This window comes from Nocardioides caldifontis (genome assembly GCF_008087345.1).
Taxonomy (GTDB): domain Bacteria; phylum Actinomycetota; class Actinomycetes; order Propionibacteriales; family Nocardioidaceae; genus Marmoricola_A; species Marmoricola_A caldifontis.
In genome coordinates this window covers 145,598-165,211 of sequence record NZ_ML701736.1, presented here as the reverse complement: position 1 = coordinate 165,211, position 19,614 = coordinate 145,598, and the positions used below count along the sequence as shown (strand labels likewise).

Sequence of the window (19,614 nt, the reverse complement as noted above, 5' to 3'; positions counted from 1 at the left end):
CGCCGGCCACGCCGCCCCCCGGCTCCTGGCACCGCGCGGCGCCCCCGTCGAGCCGCCCCTCGTGGCGCGCCACGAGGGGCGGCTCGACACCACCTCAGCGGAGCTGGTTCACCCGGACGGGTGGGAGGGAGCCGGTCGTCAGGTGCGCGACGACCGCGTGCGCGTCGTGGCGCGCCCCGTCGATGAACCCGGAGTCCCGGCGGTGCTGGAACCGCTGCCCGACGACGTAGAGCCCGGGCGCCGGGGTGACGCCACGGTGCTGCTCGATCGAGCCGTCCGGACCGACGACCGGGACCTCCACCCAGTCGTGGGCGGGGCGGTAGCCGGTGGCGAGCAGGATCGTCCCGATCCCCTCCGCGACGAGGTCGAGCCGGCGGGGCGGCGGGGCCACCTCGACCGGGCCAGGCCGCTCGGCGGGGAGGAGCTCGGCGTCCAGCCCGGTCTCCACCGCGAAGCGGTCGAACGAGTCGAGCAGCCCGTGCAGGGCCCGGTCGGCCGCGTGGAGCCGGTCGGTGAGGTCGTCGCCGAGCTCGGCCACGCGGCCCTGCACCGAGCGGAGCCGGCCGGTCAGCCGGACGCCGCGCTCGGCGAGCACCCGCAGGTCCAGCGGCAGGTCGCGCAGCGCGGGGTCGCCGCGGCCGACCAGCTGGAGCGACGGCTCGTCGCGCGCCTCGCACGGGTCGTGGAAGGTGTCGACGGTCCTGGCGAGCCGGCCGGTGCTGTCCAGCCACCAGAACAGGTCCATGCCCCGGTAGCGGCGTGGCACCCGGGTGTGCCGGCCGACGGCCAGGGTCACCTGCCGGCCGGCGCGGCTGAGCTCGTCGGCGATCTGTACGCCGGACGCGGAGGCGCCGACCACCAGCACCCCGCCGGGCGCGAGGGAAGCGGGGTTGCGGTACCGGTTGCTCGTGAGCACTTCGACGTCCGAGGTGGCGATCGAGGCCGGGACCCTCGGGGCGCCGTGCGGACCGGTGGCGACCACGACGTTGCGGGCGCGCAGCGTCACCTCGTCGGTGTGCAGGTCGTACCCGTCCGGCGCCGGACGCAGCGCCCGCACGTCCGTCCCGGTCAGCACCGGGGCGTCGAACGAGTCGGCGTACCGCTGCAGGTGGCGCACGAACCGCGCCGCGGGCAGGAACCCCTCCGGGTCGGGGCCGGAGTAGTACCAGCCGGGCAGCCGGGTCATCCAGTTCGGGGTGAGCAGGTGGAGGCTGTCCCACCGCTCCGAGCGCCACCGCTCGCCCACCCGGCCGCGGTCGAGCACGACGTGCTCCCGGCCTTCCTGGGTCAGCAGCCGGCTGACCGCGAGGCCGGCGTGGCCTGCGCCGACGACGACGGTGTCGATCTGCTGGGCGTTCATGGTGCTCCTCCTGGGGTCCGGCCGGTCCTTCCGGCCGTGGCCCGAGCGTGCGGGGCGCGCCTGACGTCCGGCTTCCGCGCTCCTTCCGCGGGGTGGCAGCGGCGTGACAGGCGGGCGGCAGCACCGGGGAAGCACCGGCGGCCACGGTCGGGGACGCAACCGGTCGTCGACGAGCACGGCCGCCCGACCAGGAGGACCCGAGATGCAGGTTCTGCAGGCACCGGCCCGCCGTACCTTCTCCTTCGTCCCGGCGCTCGCCGAGGGCGCGACCGTCCCTGCCGCGATCCGCGGGGGCACCGCCTTCCTGCGCCCCCTCGGCCCGGGCGAGCGCTCCCCGCTCGAGGCGGTGTTCGAGGCGTCGTCCGCCGCCTCCCGCGAGGCGCGTTACCTGGCGCCGCTGGTCCGGCTCCCCGGACCGATGCTCGCGGCGCTCACCTCCGTCGACGGCTGCCGGCACGACGCCTGGCTGGCGACCGTCGACGGGGAACCGGCCGGGGTGGCCCGCTACGTGCGCGTCGACGAGCGCGGGCCGACGGCGGAGCTGGCGTTCGAGGTCGTCGACCGGCACCAGGGCCGCGGCCTCGGTGCGGTCCTGCTCGACACCGTCACGACCGTGGCGGTTGCCCGCGGCGTGCGGCGGGTGCAGGCGACGGTGGGCGCACGGAACGCCCGGTCACTCCAGCTGCTGGCCCAGGTCGGGCTCCACCTCGGCGGCCACGGCGCCGTGCTCGAGGACGAGGCGCCCCTGCGGCTGATGGAACCGGCCCGGGTCGAGCGTCCCGCGATCCTCCGGCTCGCCCTGGCGCGCGGCGTCGCCGCGACTGCAGACTGAGGGCGACGTCCGCATGCAGTCGGGAGGTGCACCCCCGTTGCTGATCCGCGTGCTCGGCGAGGTCGCGCTGCGCCACCCTTCCGGCGCCGTCGTCGCACTCCCCGGCGGCCGGCAGCCGGCGCTGCTGGCCGCCCTCGTCGCGCGCGCCGGCGAGATGGTCTCGGTGGACCAGCTCGTCGAGCTGCTCTGGCCGGGCAAGGCACCGGAGAACCCGAGCGCCGCGCTGCACAGCGTGGTGTTCAAGCTGCGGCTCAGCCTGGCGCGGGTCAGCGACCGCGACCTGCTGGTGACGCGCGACCGCGGCTACCTGCTCGCGGTCGACGACGAGGACGTCGACGCGCTGCTCTTCACCCGGTTGGTCGAGCGGGCGACGGAGGAGCCCGACGACCGGGCGGCCGCGTCGCTGCGCACCGCCCTGGACCTCTGGCAGGGACGGGCGTACGGCGGGCACGCGGACACCGAGATCGCCCAGCTCGACGCGCTACGGCTCGAGGAGCTCCGGTGCGCCGCCGTCGAGCGGTACGCCGGAGCGCTGGTCGGTACCGGCCGGCCGGCCGACGCGGTGGGGCTGCTCCAGCCGTTCGTCGCCGAGCACCCGCTCCGCGAGGAGGCACGCGGCTGGCTGATGAGGGCGCTGCACGCACAGGGGCGCACCGCAGACGCGCTCGAGCAGTACCAGCAGCACCGCCGCAAGCTCGCCGACGAGCTGGGGCTCGAGCCGTCGGCGGCCCTGCGCGCGCTGCAGACCGGGATGCTCCGCGGCGAGACCGCCGACGGACCCACCCCCAGCAGCCTGCCGGTCGGGCTGAGCGGGCTGCGGGTGCGGTACCTCGACGCCGGCGGCAGCCGGATCGCCTACGCCACGACGGGCGAGGGGCCGAAGGTCGTGGTCATCCTCGGCTGGGTCTCGAGCCTCGACGTCATCGCCTCGGGGCGCGACCCGCGCTCCTCGTTGCTCGACCGGCTGTCCGGCGAGCTGTCGCTGGTCCTCTACGACCGCGCCGGGACGGGGCTCTCGCCAGGACCGATCAAGGGGTACGACCTGGCCGCCAGCCTCGAGGAGCTCGAGGCCGTCGTCGAGGCGGTCGGGCCGCCCGTCTCGGTGCTCGCGATGTCGGCGGCCGGCCCGCTCGCCCTCACCCTGGCGCACCGCCACCCCGAGAAGATCAGCTCGCTGGTGCTGTTCGGCACCTTCGCCGACGCGTCGACCACCTTCCCCGACAAGCGGCTGCGCGACATGGTCGTGGAGATCTCGCGCACGCACTGGGGGCTCGGCTCCAAGCTGCTCGCCGACCTCTACCGCCCCGGCGTCTCGGACGAGGCGGGGTGGCACCTGGCCAAGGTGTTCCGGGACTCGGCGGACCCGGAGGTCGCGGCGGCGTACCTCGAGACGGTCTACGACGACGACGTCGGCGACCTGCTGCCCGAGATCGCGACGCCGGCGCTGGTCGTCCACTACCGCGGCGACCGGCTGGTCCGCTTCGCCGGCGGCCAGGACCTCGCCGCCCGGCTCCCCCGCGCCACGTTCCTGCCGCTCGACGGAGGGGTCCACCTGCCCGACGCGCGCGACCTCGACACGGTGCAGGACGCGGTCGTCGGCCACGTCCGCGCGCACGCCGCGCAGAGTGGTCACCGCGCGGTGTCGAGGTAGCCCATCATCCGGTTCACCAACCCGGTCGCCCGGTGGAGGTCCGCGGACGCCGGGGCCGGGGTCTCGTCGAGGGCTTGCCACTCCTGCACCCGCCAACCGGGGCGGTAGGTGTCGGCGAGCTCGACGCAGATCCGCGCCGCCTCGCGGACCACGACCGGGTCCACGCTCCACACCGTCTCGAAGCGGCGGGCCGAGTCCGGTGCGAGCGGCTGGCCGGGGCGCTCCCAGCCGACGAGGCACGCCGGCCGGTCGGGCGCGTCGCAGACCAGGAACCACTCCCGGTTGATGGCCGCGTCGTACGGCACGGCGACCTCGACGAGCGAGCCCGGCTGCACCGGGGCCGGCTCCTCGAGGTCGGCGAAGACCACGGCCTGCCCGGCGGTGCGGGCCAGCTCGACCCACCGCGCGTAGGACTCCCGCAGGAACCGCCGGCGCTGGAACCCCGCGAACAGCAGCGGGCGCTGCGCCTGCGCGCAGCACTCGTCCTCGAGCGCGTGGCTCAGCGCCACCATCGACCGCTTCGAGAGCAGCTGCGGCACGAGCGTCGGGTGCCGGCGCCGCAGCTCGCCGTGGAGGGAGGCGTTGCCGCCGACCGGCCCGGCGACGGCCCGCCGCACCGCGGCCTCGAGGCCGAGCCCCGCCGCCCGGTGGCGGAGCACCTCCTCGACACCCGCGACGTCGCTCTCCGCGTAGCGGCGGTGGCCGCCCGGCAGCCGCTCGGGGCGGGGGAAGCCGTAACGGGCCTCCCAGCTGCGCAGGGTCGCCTGCGGGACCCCGGTCCGCTGGGCAAGCTCGCTGATTGTCAGCGCACTCGCCGGGTACCTGTCGCGTGCGGCGATGACGACCTCCTCGGGTTGCATAAGTCTTTCTCGCACTCTTGCACAAGTTTGTCAAGCATGGTTGTCTGTTGTGCAACCGGCCGTCGACACCCTCGCGGCGGCCGGCCCCGAACGCACCTGGAGGACCGGTGAGCACGACCTCGAGCGACGCCCCACCCGGCACCTCCCCGCCCGGCCCACCCCACGACGTCGCGCTCGAGCAGGTGCTCGCCGAGGGGCTCGAGCGGGCCCGCGCCACCGGCCCCGGGCAGCTGGCGCTCTGGACGGCGCTCCGCGACGCGACCCGGGGCGGCAAGCGGTTCCGTCCCGCCCTCGTCGCCGCCGCGCACGACGCGCTCGGCGGCACCGAGGCCGAGGCGGCCGCCCGGGTCGGCGCCGCCGTGGAGCTGCTGCACACCGCCTTCGTCGTCCACGACGACGTGATCGACGGTGACCAGGTCCGGCGCGGGCGCCCCAACGTCAGCGGCACCTTCGGCCGGCGCGCAGCCGACGACGGCGCGACCGCGGCCGCCGCGGCCCACCTCGGGCTGACCGCAGGCATCCTCGCCGGCGACCTCGCCCTCGCCGCCGCGATCCGCACCGTCGCCACCTGCGACGTCCCACCGACGACCGTCGCGCGGCTGCTCGACCTCTTCGACCGGGCCCTCCACACCACGGCCGCGGGCGAGCTCGACGACGTGGCCTTCACGCTCGGCACCCGGGCACCGTCGCTCGGCGAGGCGCTCACGATGGAGGAGCAGAAGACCAGCGCCTACTCCTTCGAGCTCCCGCTGCAGGCCGGAGCCGTCCTCGCGGGCGCCGACGACGAGGTGGTCCGCCGGCTCGGAGAGGCCGCGCGGATGCTCGGCGTCGCCTTCCAGCTCCGCGACGACCTGCTCGGCGTGTTCGGTGACCCGCGGGTGACCGGCAAGAGCGCCCTCACCGACCTGCGCGAGGGCAAGCAGACCCCGCTGATCGCCTACGCGCGCACCACCGAGCTCTGGGAGGGCGTCGCCGCGCACCTCGGCTCCCCCGACCTCACTGCCGACGACGCGGACATCGTCCGCTGCCTGCTCGTCGAGAGCGGCGCCCGTGACTTCGTCGAAGGGCTCGCCGACGACTACGTCCGCGGCGCTCGCACCCTCCTCGACGAGGCGGGGCTCCCGCTCGAGCAGCTCCGGCTCCTGGCTCTCGTGGTCCCGCAGGTCGGGAGGGCCGCCTGATGTTCCTGGTCCCCCGCCGCCCCGCCCGCTCCCTCTACGACGAGGTCTCCGAGGCCAGCGCGTCGGTCGTGATCCGCGCCTACTCCAGCAGCTTCGGGCTCGCCTCCCGGCTGCTCGCCGAGCCGGTGCGCACCCGGATCAGCAACGTCTACGCCCTGGTGCGCGTCGCCGACGAGATCGTCGACGACCCCGACGCCTCGGTCGACCTCGCCGCCCGCACGCGGATGCTCGCCACCCTCCAGGAGGACGCCCGCCACGCCCTCGTCAGCGGCCACAGCGCCAACCTCGTCGTCCACGCCTTCGCCCGGACCGCGATCCTGTCCGGCATCCGCGACGAGCTCGTCGACCCGTTCTTCGACTCCATGCGGATGGACCTCACCGCGACGACGCACACCCGGGCGTCGTTCGACCGCTACGTCTACGGCTCGGCAGAGGTCGTCGGGCTGATGTGCCTGCGCGTCTTCCTCGCCGACGAGCCCGACGGCCGGGCGCGCTACGACGAGCTCGCCGAGGGTGCGCGCAAGCTTGGCGCGGCCTTCCAGAAGGTCAACTTCCTCCGCGACCTCGCCGAGGACCACGCGCTGCTGGGCCGCTCGTACTTCCCCGGCCTCGACGTCGCCACCTTCACCGACGCCGATCGCGACCGGCTGCTCGACGACATCGACGCCGACCTCGCCGTGGCGGCGACCGCCGTACCCCACCTGCCGCGGCACAGCCGCCGTGCGGTCCGCGCCGCGCACGCGACGTTCGCCGAGCTGTCGGCCATGCTGCGGGCGACCCCGGCGGCGGAGATCCGCCGTCGGCGGGTGCGCGTGCCCGGACCTCGGAAGGCGCGGCTGCTCGCAGGTGCCCTCATCGGGGACCGCGGGTGAGCCGCCTGCACGAACCTCGCAGGGTGGTGGTCGTCGGCGGCGGCATCGCCGGGCTGGCCAGCGCCGCGCTGCTCGCGCACGAGGGCCACACGGTGACGCTGCTGGAGAAGCGTGACGAGCTCGGCGGCCGGGTCGGCTCCTACGAGCGGGACGGCTTCCGCTTCGACACCGGGGCGTCCTGGTACCTCATGCCCGAGGTCTTCGACCACTTCTTCGCGCTGCTCGGCACCACCACCCGGGAGCAGCTCGACCTCACGGTGCTCGAGCCGAGCTACCGCGTGTTCTTCGAGGGGTACGACGAGCACCTCGACGTCCACCCCGACGAGCAGCGCAACCTCAAGACGTTCGAGGCGCTGGAGCCGGGGGCCGGCCGGCGGCTCGAGGAGTACCTCGACTCCGCCGACGATGCCTACACGATGGCGCTCGACCGGTTCCTCTACACCGCCTTCGAGTCGCCGGGCTCGCTGGTCCACCCCAGCATCCTGAGGCGCAGCCCGCGGCTGGCGCGACTGCTCACGCGCTCGCTGGAGAGCCACGTGGCAGCCCGCTTCGAGGACCCCCGGCTCCGCCAGGTGCTCGGCTACCCCGCGGTGTTCCTGGGCTCCTCGCCCGACCGGGCGCCGAGCATGTACCACCTGATGAGCCGGATGGACCTCGGCGACCGGGTGCTCTACCCGCTGGGCGGCTTCACCCGGCTGATAGAAGCGGTCGAAGGGCTGGCCCGCGACCGCGGGGCCTCGCTCCACACCGGCGCGACGGTGACCGGCATCGTGACGACCGCCGACCGCCGGCCCGCGGTGGAGGCGGTGACCTACCGCGACGCCGAGGGCGAGCACACCGTCGCGGCCGACGTCGTGGTCGGCGCGGCCGACCTGCACCACCTCGAGACCGAGCTGCTCCCCCGCCACCTGCAGACCCACCCGGAGCGCTCCTGGCGGTCGCGGACGCCGGGTCCCGGTGCGGTCCTGGCGCTGCTCGGCGTCGAGGGCGAGCTCCCGGCGCTGCCGCACCACTCGCTGTTCTTCACCCGCGACTGGAAGCAGAACTTCCGCGACGTCTTCGGCCCCGAGCCACGGGTGCCCGACCCGGCGTCGGTCTACGTCTGCAAGCCGAGCGCGACCGACCCGACGGTCGCGCCGCCCGGTCACGAGAACCTCTTCCTGCTCGTCCCGGTGCCGGCGGACGTCACCATCGGCGCCGGTGGCGACGAGGGCGCCGGCGACCCGGCGGTCGAGAAGGCCGCCGACGCCGCCATCGACATGGTCGGCTCGTGGGCAGACGTGCCCGACCTGCGGGACCGGGTGGTGGTACGGCGCACGATCGGCCCGGCCGACTTCGCCCGCAAGTTCAACGCCTGGCAGGGCGGGGCGCTCGGGCTCGAGCACACCCTGCGGCAGAGCGCGTTCCTGCGTCCGGGCAACGCATCGTCGAAGGTCGACGGGCTCTACTACGCCGGCGCCACGACGGTGCCCGGGGTCGGGTTGCCGATGTGCCTGATCAGCGCCGAGCTGGTCCTGAAGCGGCTCCGGGGCGACCGTTCCGCGGGCCCGCTGCCGGTGGAAGGTGCGGGGGCCGCATGAGCTCGCTGGTCTACCTCGCGAGCCTCCTCTTCGTCCTCGGCTGCATGGCGCTGACGGACCGACGGTGGAAGCTCTTCTTCTGGGCCGACCCGCGCCGCGCTGCCGTCGTCTTCGCCGCGGGGTTCACGCTCTTCCTCGCCTGGGACCTGGTGGCGCTCCACTTCGAGCTCTACGAGCGCGGCCGGTCGGAGTTCATGACCGGCATCGAGGTGGCACCCGACCTGCCGGTCGAGGAGCTGTTCTTCGTGGCGTTCCTGCCCTACCTGACGATGGTGCTCCACGGCCTCGGCCGCCGGCTGCTGCGCGTGGAGGAGCCGTCATGAGCTACCCCGCCGTCGCCCTGCTGTTCCTCGCCGGCTCCGCCGTGGTCGCCGCCGTCGCCGCCGCCGTCCGCCGGCCGGGGCGCCGCTGGTGGCTGTGCACCGCGGCCGTGACCGCGGTCCTCCTCGTGCTGACCGCCGTGTTCGACAGCCTGATGATCGCCGCCGACCTTTTCCGCTTCGACGAGGACCGGCTGCTCGGCTGGCACGTGATCCTGGCCCCGGTCGAGGACTTCGCCTGGCCGGTCGCGTCGGCGCTCGCCCTGCCGGCCCTGTGGGCCCTGCTCGCCCCGAGACCGTCGAGGCGGGCACGATGACAGCCGTGGCCACCGCACCTCCGGCCGACCCCGGGCTCCTCTCCTCGCTGGTCGGCTCGTCGCGCCCGCTCAGCTGGGTCAACACCGGCTACCCGTTCGCGGCCGCCTACGTGCTGGTGGGCGGCGGGCTCGACACCGCGCTGGTCGTCGGCACCCTCTACTTCCTGGTGCCGTACAACCTGCTGATGTACGGCGTCAACGACGTCTTCGACTACGAGTCCGACCTGCGCAATGCCCGCAAGGGCGGTGTCGAGGGGGTCGTGCTCTCCTCGCGGTGGCACCGCGCCACGATCGTCGCGGCCGTGGCCTCGAACCTGCCGTTCCTGGTGCTCCTCCTGGCGTGGGGGTCGGTCGCCTCGGCGGCCGTCCTCGCCGTCGTGGTGTTCGCGGTCGTCGCCTACTCGGCGCCGGGGCTCCGGTTCAAGGAGCGGCCGTTCCTCGACTCGGTCACCTCCAGCACCCACTTCGTCGGCCCGGCCGTCTTCGGCTTCGCGCTGGCCGGCGGGACGCTCGACCGGGTGGCGCTGTGCGCACTCGTCTCGTTCTTCCTCTGGGGCATGGCGTCGCAGGCCTTCGGCGCCGTCCAGGACATCGGCGCCGACCGCGCCGCCGGGATCGGCTCGATCGGCACCGTCCTCGGAGCCGCGACCACCGTCCGCGTCGCCCTCCTGCTGTACGCCGGGGCAGGGCTGACCGCCCTCGGCACCGGCTGGCCGGGCGCGCTCGCGGCACTGCTGGTCCTCCCCTACCTGCACAACGTCTGGCGCTTCCGGTCGCTCGACGACGCCGCGGCAGAGCAGGCTCACGCCGGGTGGCAGCGGTTCCTGTGGCTCAACTACGTCACCGGGTTCCTCCTCACCCAGCTGCTGATCTGGGCACGCTGGTCCTCATGACGCTCGCGAGCAGGTCGTGGACCCGGCTGGCGGCCGACGCCGTCCGCGTCGTGGGTGTGCTCAGCTTCCTGGGTGCGCTCGGCACCGGCAAGGGCGTGGCCGCCGCGCTCTTCGCCCTGGTGCTGCTCGCCCTCACGTTGCTCCGGCTGCTGACCCGGCCCGCCACCGACGCCGCCACCGGCCTGATGCTGGTCGCGGGCGCCTGGGCCAGCCTGCTCGACCTGTATCTCCGGTACTCCTGGCTGGACGTCCCGGTGCACCTCGTGGCCACCGGGCTCGGCGCTGCCGCCCTGTTCGAGGCGCTGGTCGCGCTCGGCGTCCTCACCGGCGCCGGGGCGCCGTACCCGAGGAGGGCACGGCTCGGGGCCGCGGTCGTCGTCGCCGCCCTCGGTCTCGCGCTCGGCGTGCTCTGGGAGCTCGGCGAGTGATACGGCCACACGCAGGTCGACAGCCGGATCCAGGTCGGCTACGCCGACACCCTCGGCGACCTGGTGGCCGGGGGCGCGGGGGCATTGGCAGCCGCGGTGGTCGTCGCTCTCGTCCCGGCGCGGAGCCGCTCGCGCACCCGCGCCGTCGACCCGCCCTTCGTGGCACGGTGAGCCTCACGGTCTCGGTCGTCATCCCGGTCAAGGACGACGCCGCCATGCTCCGCCGGTGCCTCGAGGCGTTGGGCCGTCAGACGGTGACGCCGCTCGAGGTCGTCGTCGTCGACAACGGCTCCACCGACGAGAGCGCGGCCGTCGCCAGAGCGCACGGCGCGCGGGTGGTCGAGGAGCCCCGGCCCGGGATCCCGGCTGCCGCCTCGACCGGGTACGACGCCGCCCGGGGCGACGTGATCGCCCGGTGCGACGCCGACAGCGTTCCGCCGGCCGACTGGGTCGCACGGGTCGCCGCCGGGATCGACGCCGGCGCCGATGCCGTCACCGGCTCCGGCACGTTCTACGACCTGCCGCCCGTGGTGCGCCGGGTGATGACGTGGCTCTACCTCGGGACCTACTTCGCGACCGTGCACCTCGCGCTCGGCCACCCCGCACTCTGGGGGTCGAACATGGCGATGCGGCGCCAGGTCTGGCTCGAGGTTCGCCAGCTGGTGCACCGCGACGACCCCGAGCTGCACGACGACATCGACCTCGCCTTCGTGCTGGGGCCCCGACGGCGCATCCGCCACGACCGGCGGCTCCGCGTCGGCGTCTCCGCCCGGTGCCTCCGGGGCCGTGCCCAGCTGGGGCGGCGGATGCGCCGCGCGGTGAACACCCTCCGCGTCGGCTGGGCCGCCCAGCCACCGTGGGAACGCTGGCAGCAGCGGCTCGCGGGTTCCAGCCGTTGACCGGGACCAGGACGAGGGTCCTGGTTGTCTGCACCGGCCGCGCGGCACGGCATGGCTGCGTCTCCTCGCGATGTTGTCACCTCAACAACAAGATCGACGAGGTGAGAACGATGACCAGTACGACCCTCCCGGCGGCCCGGCAGCCGAGCGGCGACCGACAGAAGCACGGCGCCGACGACCTCGCGCCGCTGCTGACCTTCGCCGCCTTCGCTGTCCCCAGCGGCTGGCTGTTCCTGGGGGTGCCGCTGGTGCTCGACCTCCCGGTCGAGCCGTTCGTGCTGCTCACCAACTTCTTCGGGCTGCTGCTGCCGGCGCTCCTGCTGACCCGACGCGCGGGTGGGAGCGTCCGCGCGCTCCTCCGCGACACCACGCGGCTCCCCCGCCCCCTCGCCTGGCTCCTCCCCGCGGTGCTGGCGCTCCCGGCGCTGACCTGGGCCGGCGCGGCCGTGCTCGGGGTCGAGGAGCAGGTCGACGTCGCCCTCGTCGCCGCCCTCGCGGTCAACGTGGTGTCCAGCGTCCTGATCATCAACCTGTGGGAGGAGCTCGCGTGGGCCGGCTTCGCCCAGCGCCGCGCCACCGCCCGCTGGGGCTACGTCCGCGGTGCGCTCGTGGTCGCCGTGCTGTTCGCCGGGATCCACCTGCCTCTCGCCTTCCACGACACCGACACCGCAGGGGCCGTCGCCTTCAACGTCGTCGCGCTGCTCGGCTCCGCGGTCGGGCTGCGGCTGCTGATCGGCGCGCTCGACCGCTGGACCGCTGGGAGCCTGCTCGCGGTGGCGCTGCTGCACGCGTCGTTCAACGTGAGCGGCGAGCTGCTCGACACGGACCACGACTGGATCCGCTACGCCGCGGTCCTCGCCCTCGGCCTCGCAGCCGCCGCCGTTGCGGTCCGTCGGGCCGGGGTCCACCACCGGTGAGGTAGGACGGGGGCATGCCGTCGTACCCGCAGCTGCTGCACACCGTCCTCGACACGACCCGCACCCGGGAGCTCGCGGAGTTCTACCGGCAGCTGCTCGGGCTCCGCTACCGACCCGGCGACGAGCCGGGACCGGACGAGCAGGAGCCGGACTGGCTCGTCCTCACCGACCAGGGAGGTGTCCGCAAGCTGGCCTTCCAGCTGGTCGACGAGCTCAGACGGACCACCTGGCCGAGCCACGAGGTGCCGATGCAGCTCCACCTCGACATGACGGTGCCGGACGTGGCCGAGCTCGAGCGACAGCGCGCACGGGCCGAAGGACTCGGCGCGGCCCTGCTGCTGGACCGCTCGGACGACGAGGAGGAGCCGCTCTACGTCTTCGCCGACCTGGCGGGCCACCCGTTCTGCATCTTCGTCGGGTGACGGCGCATCGCTGCCTTACCGCCTAAGATCACCACTCGGGGGTCCGCGACGAGAGGTGGCCGAGTGCCGAACGAGGAGCTCGACGAAGGTCCTCGCCCGAGCGATCCCCGGGCCGAGGCCACCGCTGTGGCGGACGTCGACGACGCCCGCTCGACGGCGCGCGCCGCCGCGGCCCGCCGCCTCGCCCGGGGTGGCGCCCGCAGCCCGGCCCTCGATCGACTCGCCGAGCTCGCCGCGCGGCTGCTCGGCACGGCTTCGGCGCAGGTCTCGGTGATCTCCGACGTCGAGCACGTCGCGGGAGGGGCCGGCCTGCCCGCCGAGGTCGTCGGCCGCACGGTGCCGCTCGTGCACTCCTTGTGCGCCCGGACGGTCGCCAGCGGTGAGCCGCTGGTGGTTGCGCGGGCGGCCCACGACCCGAGGGTGGCCGGCCACGCGGCGGTCGCCGACGGGCGGGTCGGCTGCTACCTCGGTGTCCCGCTCATCGCGGACGACGGTCACGTCATCGGGGCGCTCTGCGTCTTCGACCCTGCCCCGCGGCAGTGGCGCGAGGGTGACGTGGCGCTCCTGGAGCAGCTCGCCGGGCCCGTGGTCGCCGAGCTCGAGCTCGCCGCGCTGACCGCGGACTACGAGTCGGAGCAGCTCCTGTGGCAGCTCGCCATGGACGCCGCCGGGGTGGGCGCCTTCGACTGGAACCTCGTCACCGGCGAGCTGCGCTGGGACGACCGGCTGCTCGACCTCTTCGGCAAGGACCGGCAGACCTTCGGTGGGACGATCGAGTCCTTCAACGACTCCCTGCACCCCGACGACCGCGACCGCGTCTCGCAGGCGCTGCGTCATGCCATCGAGCACTGCGGCGAGTACACCGCGGAGTACCGCGTGGTGAAGCCCGACGGCGGAGTTCGGTGGGTGGCGGCCCGGGGGCGCGCCCTCGGCGACGACGGGATCGCGGTACGCCTGCTCGGGGCGGCCTTCGACACCACCGCCGTGCAGGAGGGTGAGGCCCGCCTGGCCCGGGTGCTGGAGTCCATGACCAGCGCCTTCTTCAGCCTCGACCAGGGCTACCGGTTCACCTACGTCAACCGGGAGGCCGAGCGGCTCCTCGGTCGCAGCCGCCAGGAGCTCGTCGGTGGCTCGATCTGGGAGCTCTTCCCGGCCGCGGTCGGCACCGAGTTCGAGACCTTCTACCGCCGGGCGATGGAGCAGACGGAGGCGGTGAGCTTCGAGGCGTACTACCCGCCACCCCTCGACGCGTGGTACGAGGTGCGCGGATGGCCCAGCCCCGACGGGCTCTCGGTCTACTTCGTCGAGATCACCGAGCAGAGGGCCGCCCGCGAGCAGGTGCAGGTCGCAGCCCGGCGCAGCGCCCTGCTCGCCAAGGTGGCCGCCGAGCTCAACGAGACCCTGGACACCCAGAAGGCCGTCGCGAGCCTCGCGTCGTCCGTGGTGCCCGACTTCGCGGACTGGTGCGTGGTCACCCTCCTCGACCAGGACGCCGACGACGCCGACTGGCGGCGCGCCCTGCGCGACGTGGGCTCCTGGCACGCTGACGCCCGACTGCGCCCCGTGGTCGAGGAGTTCACGGCCTTGAGGATCGCGTCGGCGACCGATGCGTCCTTCATGGCCCGTGCGCTGGAGAGCTCCGACCCCATGGTGGTGGACCCGGTGTCAGACGAGACGTGGGACCGGATCTTCCTCCCAGGGCGCGCCCGAGAGCTCATCAGCCACCTCGACCCGCGCCGGCTCGCCTTCGTCCCCATGCGTGGGCGCGGGCGCACCGTGGGGGTGCTGACGCTCTACCGCGGTGGTGATCGTCGCAGCTTCGAGCAGGCAGACATCGACACCCTCCGCGAGGTCGCGGAGCGGGCGGCGCTCGCCCTGGACAACACCCGGCTCTACGCCGCGCAGCGCGAGCTCGCCGAAGGGCTCCAACGAAGCATGCTGACCGACCCGCCCGAGCCTGACCACTGCGAGATCGAGGTGCGCTACCGCCCGGCCGCGCAGGTCGCCCAGGTGGGCGGCGACTGGTACGACGCCTTCCTCCAGGAAGGCGGCGCGACCGTGGTCGTCATCGGCGACGTCGTCGGCCATGACACCGCTGCCGCGGCGGCCATGGGCCAGGTGCGCAACCTGGTCCGGGCGATCGCGGTGCACAGCGGCGACAGCCCCGCCGAGGTGCTCGTCGGCACGGACCGGGCCATGCAGACCCTGCTGATGGACACGACTGCGACCGCGATCGTCGCGCGGCTGGAGCAGACTGACGAGGAGCGCGAGCGGCTGGTCACCCGGGTCCGGTGGTCGAACGCCGGTCACCCTCCCCCGCTCGCCCTCCATCCGGACGGTTCGGTCGCCGAGCTGGCCGCCACGGAGTCCGACCTCCTCCTCGGGCTCGACCCGGGCACCAGGCGGGTCGAGTCCGTCGTGACGCTCGACCGGGGCGCGACCCTCCTCTTCTTCACCGACGGGCTGGTCGAGCGGCGTGGGCAGGGCATCGACGTGGGGACCGCGACGCTGCGTGACACGCTGGCCGACCTGGCGACGCGGGACCTCACTCTGGGCGAGCTCTGCGACGAGGTACTGGCCCGGATGTTCCCCGAGAGAGCCGACGACGACGTGGCCCTCGTCGGCGTCCGGCTCCACCGCCAGGACGAGCCGAGGCCGCCGGAGGCCGGGCCGGAGCTCCTGCCGCCGAACGTCGACTGACCCGCTCAGGGCACCCGGCCGCGGTCGTCACCCAGGGGCGGGCTCCTGCCACCAGACGAGGAAGCGGTCGACGATCTCCTCCGGGGTCAGCGCGACGTCCGCGGTCAGCCCCCGCTCCTCCCCGTCGAGCGGCTCGAGGATCTCGAGCTGCGACTCGAGCAGCGAGGCCGGCATGAAGTGGCCCGAGCGGCGCCCCATGCGCTCCTCCAGCAGCTCGCGGCTGCCGTGCAGGTGGAGGAAGACCGTGCTCGGCGCGTGGCTGCGCAGCGTGTCGCGGTAGGCGTGCTTCAGGGCCGAGCAGGTCGCCACCGCGCCGGCCTCCTGCCGCTCCTCGAGCCAGGCACCGATCGCGGCCAGCCACGGCCGCCGGTCGTCGTCGTCGAGCGGCTGGCCGGCGGCCATCTTGTCGACGTTGGCCTGGGGGTGGAAGTCGTCGGCCTCGCCGTACCCCACCCCGAGGCGGTCGGCGAGCATGGATCCGACGGTCGTCTTGCCGGAGCCGCTGACGCCCATGACGACGACGACCGGTGCACGCTCGGAAGCCATGCGACGCTCCTACCCGGGGCTCCACGCCGTGAACCTCGGCCGGCTCACCCCCGGGCGCGCCGCCCCACGTCGCCGGCGAGCAGCTCCAGCAGCTCCTCGTCGGCCCAGCCGTTGAGCTCGACGGCACCGTCCGCCGCGACCCGCACCTCGACCCGGTCGGGCGCCACCACGTCCGGCGGACCGTAGCGGTCGGTGAGGAAGTGGAACCGCTGGTTGGTCGACCCCAGCCACGGTCTCGCGCGGTCGGGCAGCTCGGCCCGGTAGGGGCCGTCGACGAGCAGGTCGGTCGCAGCGAGCACCTCCGCGACGCCGGGGGCGCCGCGCGCCTGCAGCTCCTCGAGCGTGTGGCCGGTGAAGACCACGGTGCTCAGCCCCGCCGCCCGCGCCCGGCGGACCAGGGCCGCGGTCGCGCGGGGCTGGTCGAGCGGCTCGCCGCCGAGCACGGTGATCCCCTCGGCCCCGGCCGCGGTCGCCTCCGCGACGAGGTCTGCGGGGCGGCGGAGGGTGCCGCCTCGGCTGGTCCACAGGTGCGGGTTGAAGCACCCGGGGCAGCGCAGGGTGCACCCCTGCACCCAGATCGCGTAGCGCGTGCCGGGCCCCTCGGCGACCGTGCGCGGCACGACGTGCGCGACACGGAGCCGCCCGCCCGGCGGCTCAGATGTCGAGGACACGACCGCGACCGGCAGGCGGCTCCCGGTCGGGCGACGGGCGCTGCTGCCCGACCGGTCCGACCGTCACGTGGTCGCGCAGCCGGACCAGCTGGTGCGGCTGCAGCCCGGCGCCGCGGACGGCGTCGTCGAGGTCCGCGAAGCAGCCGCGGGCCTCTCGGGCGGCGACGATCCTGGCGGCCGTCGCGTCGTCGACACCGGGCAGCAGGGCGAGCTGCTCCACCGTGGCGGAGTTGAGGTCGAGGAGGTCGGGTGCCGGGGCGGGTGGTGCGGGTGGCGCCGGCGGCGGTGCGTAGTACGGCGCTGTCTCGACCCCGAACGGCGGCGGGGCGAGCGGTGCCGGCGGGGCGGTCGGGAGCTGCGTGGTCACCGGGGCCGCGACGGGCGCGGCGTGGGAGTACCAGGGGCGGGACGTCGCCCGCCACCGCAGGTAGTCGCGGTTGACGATGAAGCCGTGCACGATCGCGCCGAGGTAGACCACGATCAGCAGGACGGCGCCGATGTCGTCGTACGGACCGTCCCGCCCGACCTCGCCCTGCACGATCGCCATCGTCCACACGGCCAGCGAGGCGACCGTCCAGAACGTCGCGATCAGCCACCACCGGCGGGTGCCCACGCGGATCGCGCAGTAGAGGAAGCCGACGAACGAGAAGGCGCCGCAGCCGAGCAGCGGGGCGAGCAGCCAGAGGCTGTGCCGGAACCGCCAGCCGCGGTCGGCAAGCTGCGCGGAGCCGTCGCCGTGGGGCCGCCGGTCACTGCTGCCGTAGCTCATCTCCCACCCCCTGCGCGGTCGTCGTCGTGGTCCGGTCGTAGTCGGCGGTGAAGGCGCTCTGCTCGGTCCGCGCGCCGAGCAGCTCCTCCAGCACCGCGATCTGGTCGAGGCACGCGGGGCCGGTGAGGCCGTGGGTCTCGGCCGTGACCGCGCCGTCGGCGCCCACCCTCACGACGATGCGCTGCGCCGGGCCGGTCATCCGGCCGCTCCCACCGTGAGCACCAGCGTCACGCTGCGGTCCTCCTCGACGCGCTCCAACTCCACCGCCATGCCGGCGGTGTGCGCGCGCTCGCGGATCCGCGCGAGCACCTCCTGCTGGACCCGTGCGGCGTACGCCGCGTCGACCGCCGCCACGACCTGCGCCGCGGACTCCGGCGTCACCTCGCCGGTCAGGTCGACCTGCCAGACACCCTGGTCGTCCCGGGCGAAGGTGGCGTCGACGCCCTGCCAGCGGGCGACCAGCCGTCCCTGGTCCTCGACCACCTGGGCGCCGGTGTCGGCGAGCGCGTGGCCGAGCAGCCGCTCGTCGACCATCCGGGTGCCGACGTGGCAGACGGTGCGCCCCTCGTCGTCGGCCGAGGCACGGGCGGCCTGGTACGCCGAGAGCGCGGCGAAGGCGAGCGGCACGAGCACGAGCGAGACGCTCATCAGAAGTCGACCACCCGTCCGCCGCGGGTCGCACCCGGCTCCGGCGCCGCACCGAGCGGGAGCTCGTCCACGGCGTCGTTGCGGTCCTCCGAGGCCGTCGCCGCCACGGCGCGAGTCGCCGCCCAGGAGCGGATCGCGGCGATCTGCTCGGCCTGGGTGACCGAGAGCGGCACCATGTTCGCCACCACGCGGACCAGGTCGGCCTCGGTGAGGCTGCGGCGTTCCGAGAACGCGTCGAAGAGCCCCGCGACCACCGCCTGCTCGATCTCCGCGCCGGAGTACCCCTCGCTGGCCGCGGCCAGGGCGTCGACGAGCTCGTCGGTGATCCCCGCGTCCGGTGCGGCCTTCTCGTGGGTGGCGCGCTTGGTGAGGTGGAGCCGCCAGATGTCGCGGCGCTCCGGCTCGGTCGGCAGGTCGACGAAGAAGATCTCGTCGAACCGCCCCTTGCGGAGGAACTCCGGCGGCAGCCGGTCGACGTTGTTCGCGGTCGCGATCACGAAGACCGGCGACTCCTTCTCCTGCATCCAGGTCAGGAAGGAGCCGAAGACGCGGCTCGAGGTGCCGGAGTCGCCACCGCCGTTGACGCCGGAGAACCCCTTCTCGATCTCGTCGATCCAGAGCACGCACGGCGCGGTCGCCTCGGCCGCCCGGATCGCGTTCCGCATGTTCTGCTCGCTCGAGCCGACCAGCCCGGCGAACACCTTGCCGATGTCGAGCCGCAGCAGCGGCAGCCCCCACGCGGTCGCGACCGCCTTCGCGGTCAACGACTTCCCGCACCCGGGTACGCCTGTCATCAGCACGCCCTTGGGCGCCGGGAGCCCGTAGTCCGCCGCCTCGGCCATCCACGAGCCGTCGCGCTTGCCGAGCCACCGCTTGAGGTTCTGCAGCCCGCCCACGTCGTCGAGGTCGAGGTCACCGGGGACGAATTCCAGCAGCCCGGACTTCCGGATCGTCTGCCGCTTCTCCTCCAGCACCACGGTCACGTCGCCGTCGTCGAGGACGCCGTCGTCGACCATCGCCCGCGCGAACGCGTTCTCGGCCTCGTGGAGGGTGAGCCCGAGCGCCGCCTTCGCCAGCCGCTCGCGGCCGAGCTCGTCGATGCGGACGTCGATGCGGCCGGAGGCGGCGTTCGCCTCGACCATGCCGTCGAGGACCGCGCGGATCTCGGCCTCCCCGGGCAAGGGGAAGTCGACGAGGGTGATGTCCTTCTCGAGCTCCGGCGGGATCCTCAGCACCGGCGCGACGAGGACCAGCGCCCGGGCGTTGACGCCGCTCTGGAAGGCCGCTGCGATGTCCCGGACCCGGCGCACCACCGCGGGGTCGGCGGGACGGTGCTGGTCGCCGAGGTGGGCGTGCAGGTCCCGGAAGACGTGGACCGCCGGCTGCTCCTGCCGGGCGACGAGGTCGAGCGCCTTCGCCGGGTCGGTGGTGCCCGGGTGGCGTTCCCCCGTGGGCCCGACGAGCCCCTCGGTGACCGACCAGGTCCACACCGGCCGCGGCGTGCGCACCCGCGCCTCGTCGGAGGCGACGGCCGCCACCTCGGCCAGCACCCGCGGCTCCTCGAACGACTCGACGTAGAGGACCGGGAACCGGGCCTTGAACATCAGCGCGAGGGTGTCGCGGAAGCCGGCCACCGCGCTGCTGGCGCGCTCCTGCTCCCTGCCTGTCTGCGTCACGTGCCCCCCTGGAAAGCTGCGATCGGCAGGCTAACGCCGGGTGGCGCCCGTGAGGGGGTCCGCGACCCGGCG

Annotated in this window: 21 protein-coding genes; 13 read left to right on the top strand and 8 right to left on the bottom strand. The window is 74.4% G+C overall.

Translation table 11 applies throughout. The features are described 5' to 3' along the window. Positions 1-94: 94 nt before the first annotated feature. Complete coding sequence (locus FIP57_RS03580) at positions 95-1,360, bottom strand: NAD(P)-binding domain-containing protein (protein ID WP_148572062.1); 1,266 nt, start codon at positions 1,358-1,360, stop codon at positions 95-97. A gap of 202 nt (positions 1,361-1,562) precedes the next feature. On the opposite strand from FIP57_RS03580, the gene FIP57_RS03575 reads away from it, so the two are divergent. Both FIP57_RS03575 and FIP57_RS03570 read left to right on the top strand, forming a co-directional pair. After that, entirely contained in the window at positions 1,563-2,192 is a 630-nt protein-coding gene (locus tag FIP57_RS03575; protein ID WP_148572060.1) for a GNAT family N-acetyltransferase, read from the top strand. A 37-nt stretch (positions 2,193-2,229) separates the two neighbouring features. Then, entirely contained in the window at positions 2,230-3,843 is a 1,614-nt protein-coding gene (locus FIP57_RS03570; RefSeq protein ID WP_162529670.1) for a bifunctional AfsR/SARP family transcriptional regulator/alpha/beta hydrolase, read from the top strand. Here the strand turns inward: FIP57_RS03570 and FIP57_RS03565 are convergent. Next, positions 3,822-4,703, bottom strand: coding sequence for a DICT sensory domain-containing protein (locus FIP57_RS03565; protein ID WP_148572056.1), 882 nt, complete (start codon positions 4,701-4,703; stop codon positions 3,822-3,824). The two genes, FIP57_RS03570 and FIP57_RS03565, sit on opposite strands and share 22 nt — an antisense overlap. Positions 4,704-4,810: 107 nt before the next feature. Here FIP57_RS03565 and FIP57_RS03560 point away from each other — a divergent pair, with 107 nt between their 5' ends. The 11 genes from FIP57_RS03560 (at position 4,811) to FIP57_RS03510 (ending at position 15,232) form a co-directional block, all read left to right on the top strand. Beyond that, entirely contained in the window at positions 4,811-5,884 is a 1,074-nt protein-coding gene (locus FIP57_RS03560; RefSeq protein ID WP_148572054.1) for a polyprenyl synthetase family protein, read from the top strand. Further along, complete coding sequence (locus FIP57_RS03555) at positions 5,884-6,756, top strand: phytoene/squalene synthase family protein (protein ID WP_148572052.1); 873 nt, start codon at positions 5,884-5,886, stop codon at positions 6,754-6,756. Before FIP57_RS03560 ends, FIP57_RS03555 begins: the two co-directional genes overlap by 1 nt. Beyond that, positions 6,753-8,336 (top strand): phytoene desaturase family protein, encoded by a 1,584-nt coding sequence (crtI, locus tag FIP57_RS03550; RefSeq protein ID WP_203231041.1) that lies wholly within the window; start codon positions 6,753-6,755, stop codon positions 8,334-8,336. The genes FIP57_RS03555 and crtI overlap by 4 nt, the downstream gene beginning before the upstream one ends. Continuing rightward, positions 8,333-8,659, top strand: coding sequence for a lycopene cyclase domain-containing protein (locus FIP57_RS03545; protein ID WP_148572051.1), 327 nt, complete (start codon positions 8,333-8,335; stop codon positions 8,657-8,659). The genes crtI and FIP57_RS03545 overlap by 4 nt, the downstream gene beginning before the upstream one ends. Next, positions 8,656-8,973, top strand: coding sequence for a lycopene cyclase domain-containing protein (locus FIP57_RS24270; protein WP_148572049.1), 318 nt, complete (start codon positions 8,656-8,658; stop codon positions 8,971-8,973). The genes FIP57_RS03545 and FIP57_RS24270 overlap by 4 nt, the downstream gene beginning before the upstream one ends. A gap of 5 nt (positions 8,974-8,978) precedes the next feature. Continuing rightward, positions 8,979-9,866 carry a prenyltransferase gene (locus FIP57_RS03535; protein WP_203231040.1) on the top strand — a complete coding sequence of 296 codons (888 nt, stop codon included), beginning with the start codon at positions 8,979-8,981 and terminating at the stop codon, positions 9,864-9,866. Beyond that, positions 9,863-10,294 carry a hypothetical protein gene (locus tag FIP57_RS03530; RefSeq protein WP_148572045.1) on the top strand — a complete coding sequence of 144 codons (432 nt, stop codon included), beginning with the start codon at positions 9,863-9,865 and terminating at the stop codon, positions 10,292-10,294. Before FIP57_RS03535 ends, FIP57_RS03530 begins: the two co-directional genes overlap by 4 nt. A gap of 167 nt (positions 10,295-10,461) precedes the next feature. After that, positions 10,462-11,193, top strand: coding sequence for a glycosyltransferase family 2 protein (locus tag FIP57_RS03525; protein WP_238993258.1), 732 nt, complete (start codon positions 10,462-10,464; stop codon positions 11,191-11,193). A 110-nt stretch (positions 11,194-11,303) separates the two neighbouring features. Beyond that, positions 11,304-12,110: a CPBP family intramembrane glutamic endopeptidase gene (locus FIP57_RS03520; protein WP_148572043.1), complete on the top strand. Its 807-nt coding sequence runs from the start codon at positions 11,304-11,306 to the stop codon at positions 12,108-12,110. 14 nt (positions 12,111-12,124) lie between these two features. Next, on the top strand, positions 12,125-12,532 hold the full coding sequence (locus FIP57_RS03515; RefSeq protein ID WP_148572041.1) for a VOC family protein: 408 nt from the start codon (positions 12,125-12,127) through the stop codon (positions 12,530-12,532). 63 nt (positions 12,533-12,595) lie between these two features. Continuing rightward, positions 12,596-15,232, top strand: a complete 2,637-nt coding sequence (locus FIP57_RS03510) for a SpoIIE family protein phosphatase (protein WP_148572038.1) — start codon at positions 12,596-12,598, stop codon at positions 15,230-15,232. A gap of 27 nt (positions 15,233-15,259) precedes the next feature. On the opposite strand, the gene FIP57_RS03505 is transcribed toward FIP57_RS03510, so the two are convergent. From FIP57_RS03505 to FIP57_RS03480, 6 genes are read right to left on the bottom strand one after another with little or no spacing between them, the layout of a single operon-like run. Continuing rightward, positions 15,260-15,778, bottom strand: coding sequence for a gluconokinase (locus FIP57_RS03505; RefSeq protein ID WP_148572036.1), 519 nt, complete (start codon positions 15,776-15,778; stop codon positions 15,260-15,262). A 44-nt stretch (positions 15,779-15,822) separates the two neighbouring features. After that, on the bottom strand, positions 15,823-16,449 hold the full coding sequence (locus FIP57_RS03500) for a 4Fe-4S single cluster domain-containing protein (protein WP_148572034.1): 627 nt from the start codon (positions 16,447-16,449) through the stop codon (positions 15,823-15,825). After that, positions 16,433-17,218 carry a ComEA family DNA-binding protein gene (locus FIP57_RS23540; RefSeq protein WP_203231039.1) on the bottom strand — a complete coding sequence of 262 codons (786 nt, stop codon included), beginning with the start codon at positions 17,216-17,218 and terminating at the stop codon, positions 16,433-16,435. The genes FIP57_RS03500 and FIP57_RS23540 overlap by 17 nt, the downstream gene beginning before the upstream one ends. Then, positions 17,199-17,417, bottom strand: coding sequence for a DUF2997 domain-containing protein (locus FIP57_RS03490; protein WP_148572032.1), 219 nt, complete (start codon positions 17,415-17,417; stop codon positions 17,199-17,201). The genes FIP57_RS23540 and FIP57_RS03490 overlap by 20 nt, the downstream gene beginning before the upstream one ends. Beyond that, positions 17,414-17,866 carry a hypothetical protein gene (locus FIP57_RS03485; protein WP_148572030.1) on the bottom strand — a complete coding sequence of 151 codons (453 nt, stop codon included), beginning with the start codon at positions 17,864-17,866 and terminating at the stop codon, positions 17,414-17,416. The genes FIP57_RS03490 and FIP57_RS03485 overlap by 4 nt, the downstream gene beginning before the upstream one ends. Next, positions 17,866-19,542: an AAA family ATPase gene (locus FIP57_RS03480; RefSeq protein ID WP_203231038.1), complete on the bottom strand. Its 1,677-nt coding sequence runs from the start codon at positions 19,540-19,542 to the stop codon at positions 17,866-17,868. Before FIP57_RS03480 ends, FIP57_RS03485 begins: the two co-directional genes overlap by 1 nt. Positions 19,543-19,614 lie beyond the last annotated feature (72 nt).

Coding starts and splice junctions, on each gene's coding strand:
- FIP57_RS03580 (WP_148572062.1), bottom strand. CDS start 1,360: ATGAACGCCCAGCAGATCGACACCGTCGTCGTCGGCGCAGGCCACGCC.
- FIP57_RS03575 (WP_148572060.1), top strand. CDS start 1,563: ATGCAGGTTCTGCAGGCACCGGCCCGCCGTACCTTCTCCTTCGTCCCG.
- FIP57_RS03565 (WP_148572056.1), bottom strand. CDS start 4,703: ATGCAACCCGAGGAGGTCGTCATCGCCGCACGCGACAGGTACCCGGCG.
- FIP57_RS03555 (WP_148572052.1), top strand. CDS start 5,884: ATGTTCCTGGTCCCCCGCCGCCCCGCCCGCTCCCTCTACGACGAGGTC.
- FIP57_RS03545 (WP_148572051.1), top strand. CDS start 8,333: ATGAGCTCGCTGGTCTACCTCGCGAGCCTCCTCTTCGTCCTCGGCTGC.
- FIP57_RS24270 (WP_148572049.1), top strand. CDS start 8,656: ATGAGCTACCCCGCCGTCGCCCTGCTGTTCCTCGCCGGCTCCGCCGTG.
- FIP57_RS03530 (WP_148572045.1), top strand. CDS start 9,863: ATGACGCTCGCGAGCAGGTCGTGGACCCGGCTGGCGGCCGACGCCGTC.
- FIP57_RS03520 (WP_148572043.1), top strand. CDS start 11,304: ATGACCAGTACGACCCTCCCGGCGGCCCGGCAGCCGAGCGGCGACCGA.
- FIP57_RS03515 (WP_148572041.1), top strand. CDS start 12,125: ATGCCGTCGTACCCGCAGCTGCTGCACACCGTCCTCGACACGACCCGC.
- FIP57_RS03505 (WP_148572036.1), bottom strand. CDS start 15,778: ATGGCTTCCGAGCGTGCACCGGTCGTCGTCGTCATGGGCGTCAGCGGC.
- FIP57_RS23540 (WP_203231039.1), bottom strand. CDS start 17,218: ATGAGCTACGGCAGCAGTGACCGGCGGCCCCACGGCGACGGCTCCGCG.
- FIP57_RS03490 (WP_148572032.1), bottom strand. CDS start 17,417: ATGACCGGCCCGGCGCAGCGCATCGTCGTGAGGGTGGGCGCCGACGGC.
- FIP57_RS03485 (WP_148572030.1), bottom strand. CDS start 17,866: ATGAGCGTCTCGCTCGTGCTCGTGCCGCTCGCCTTCGCCGCGCTCTCG.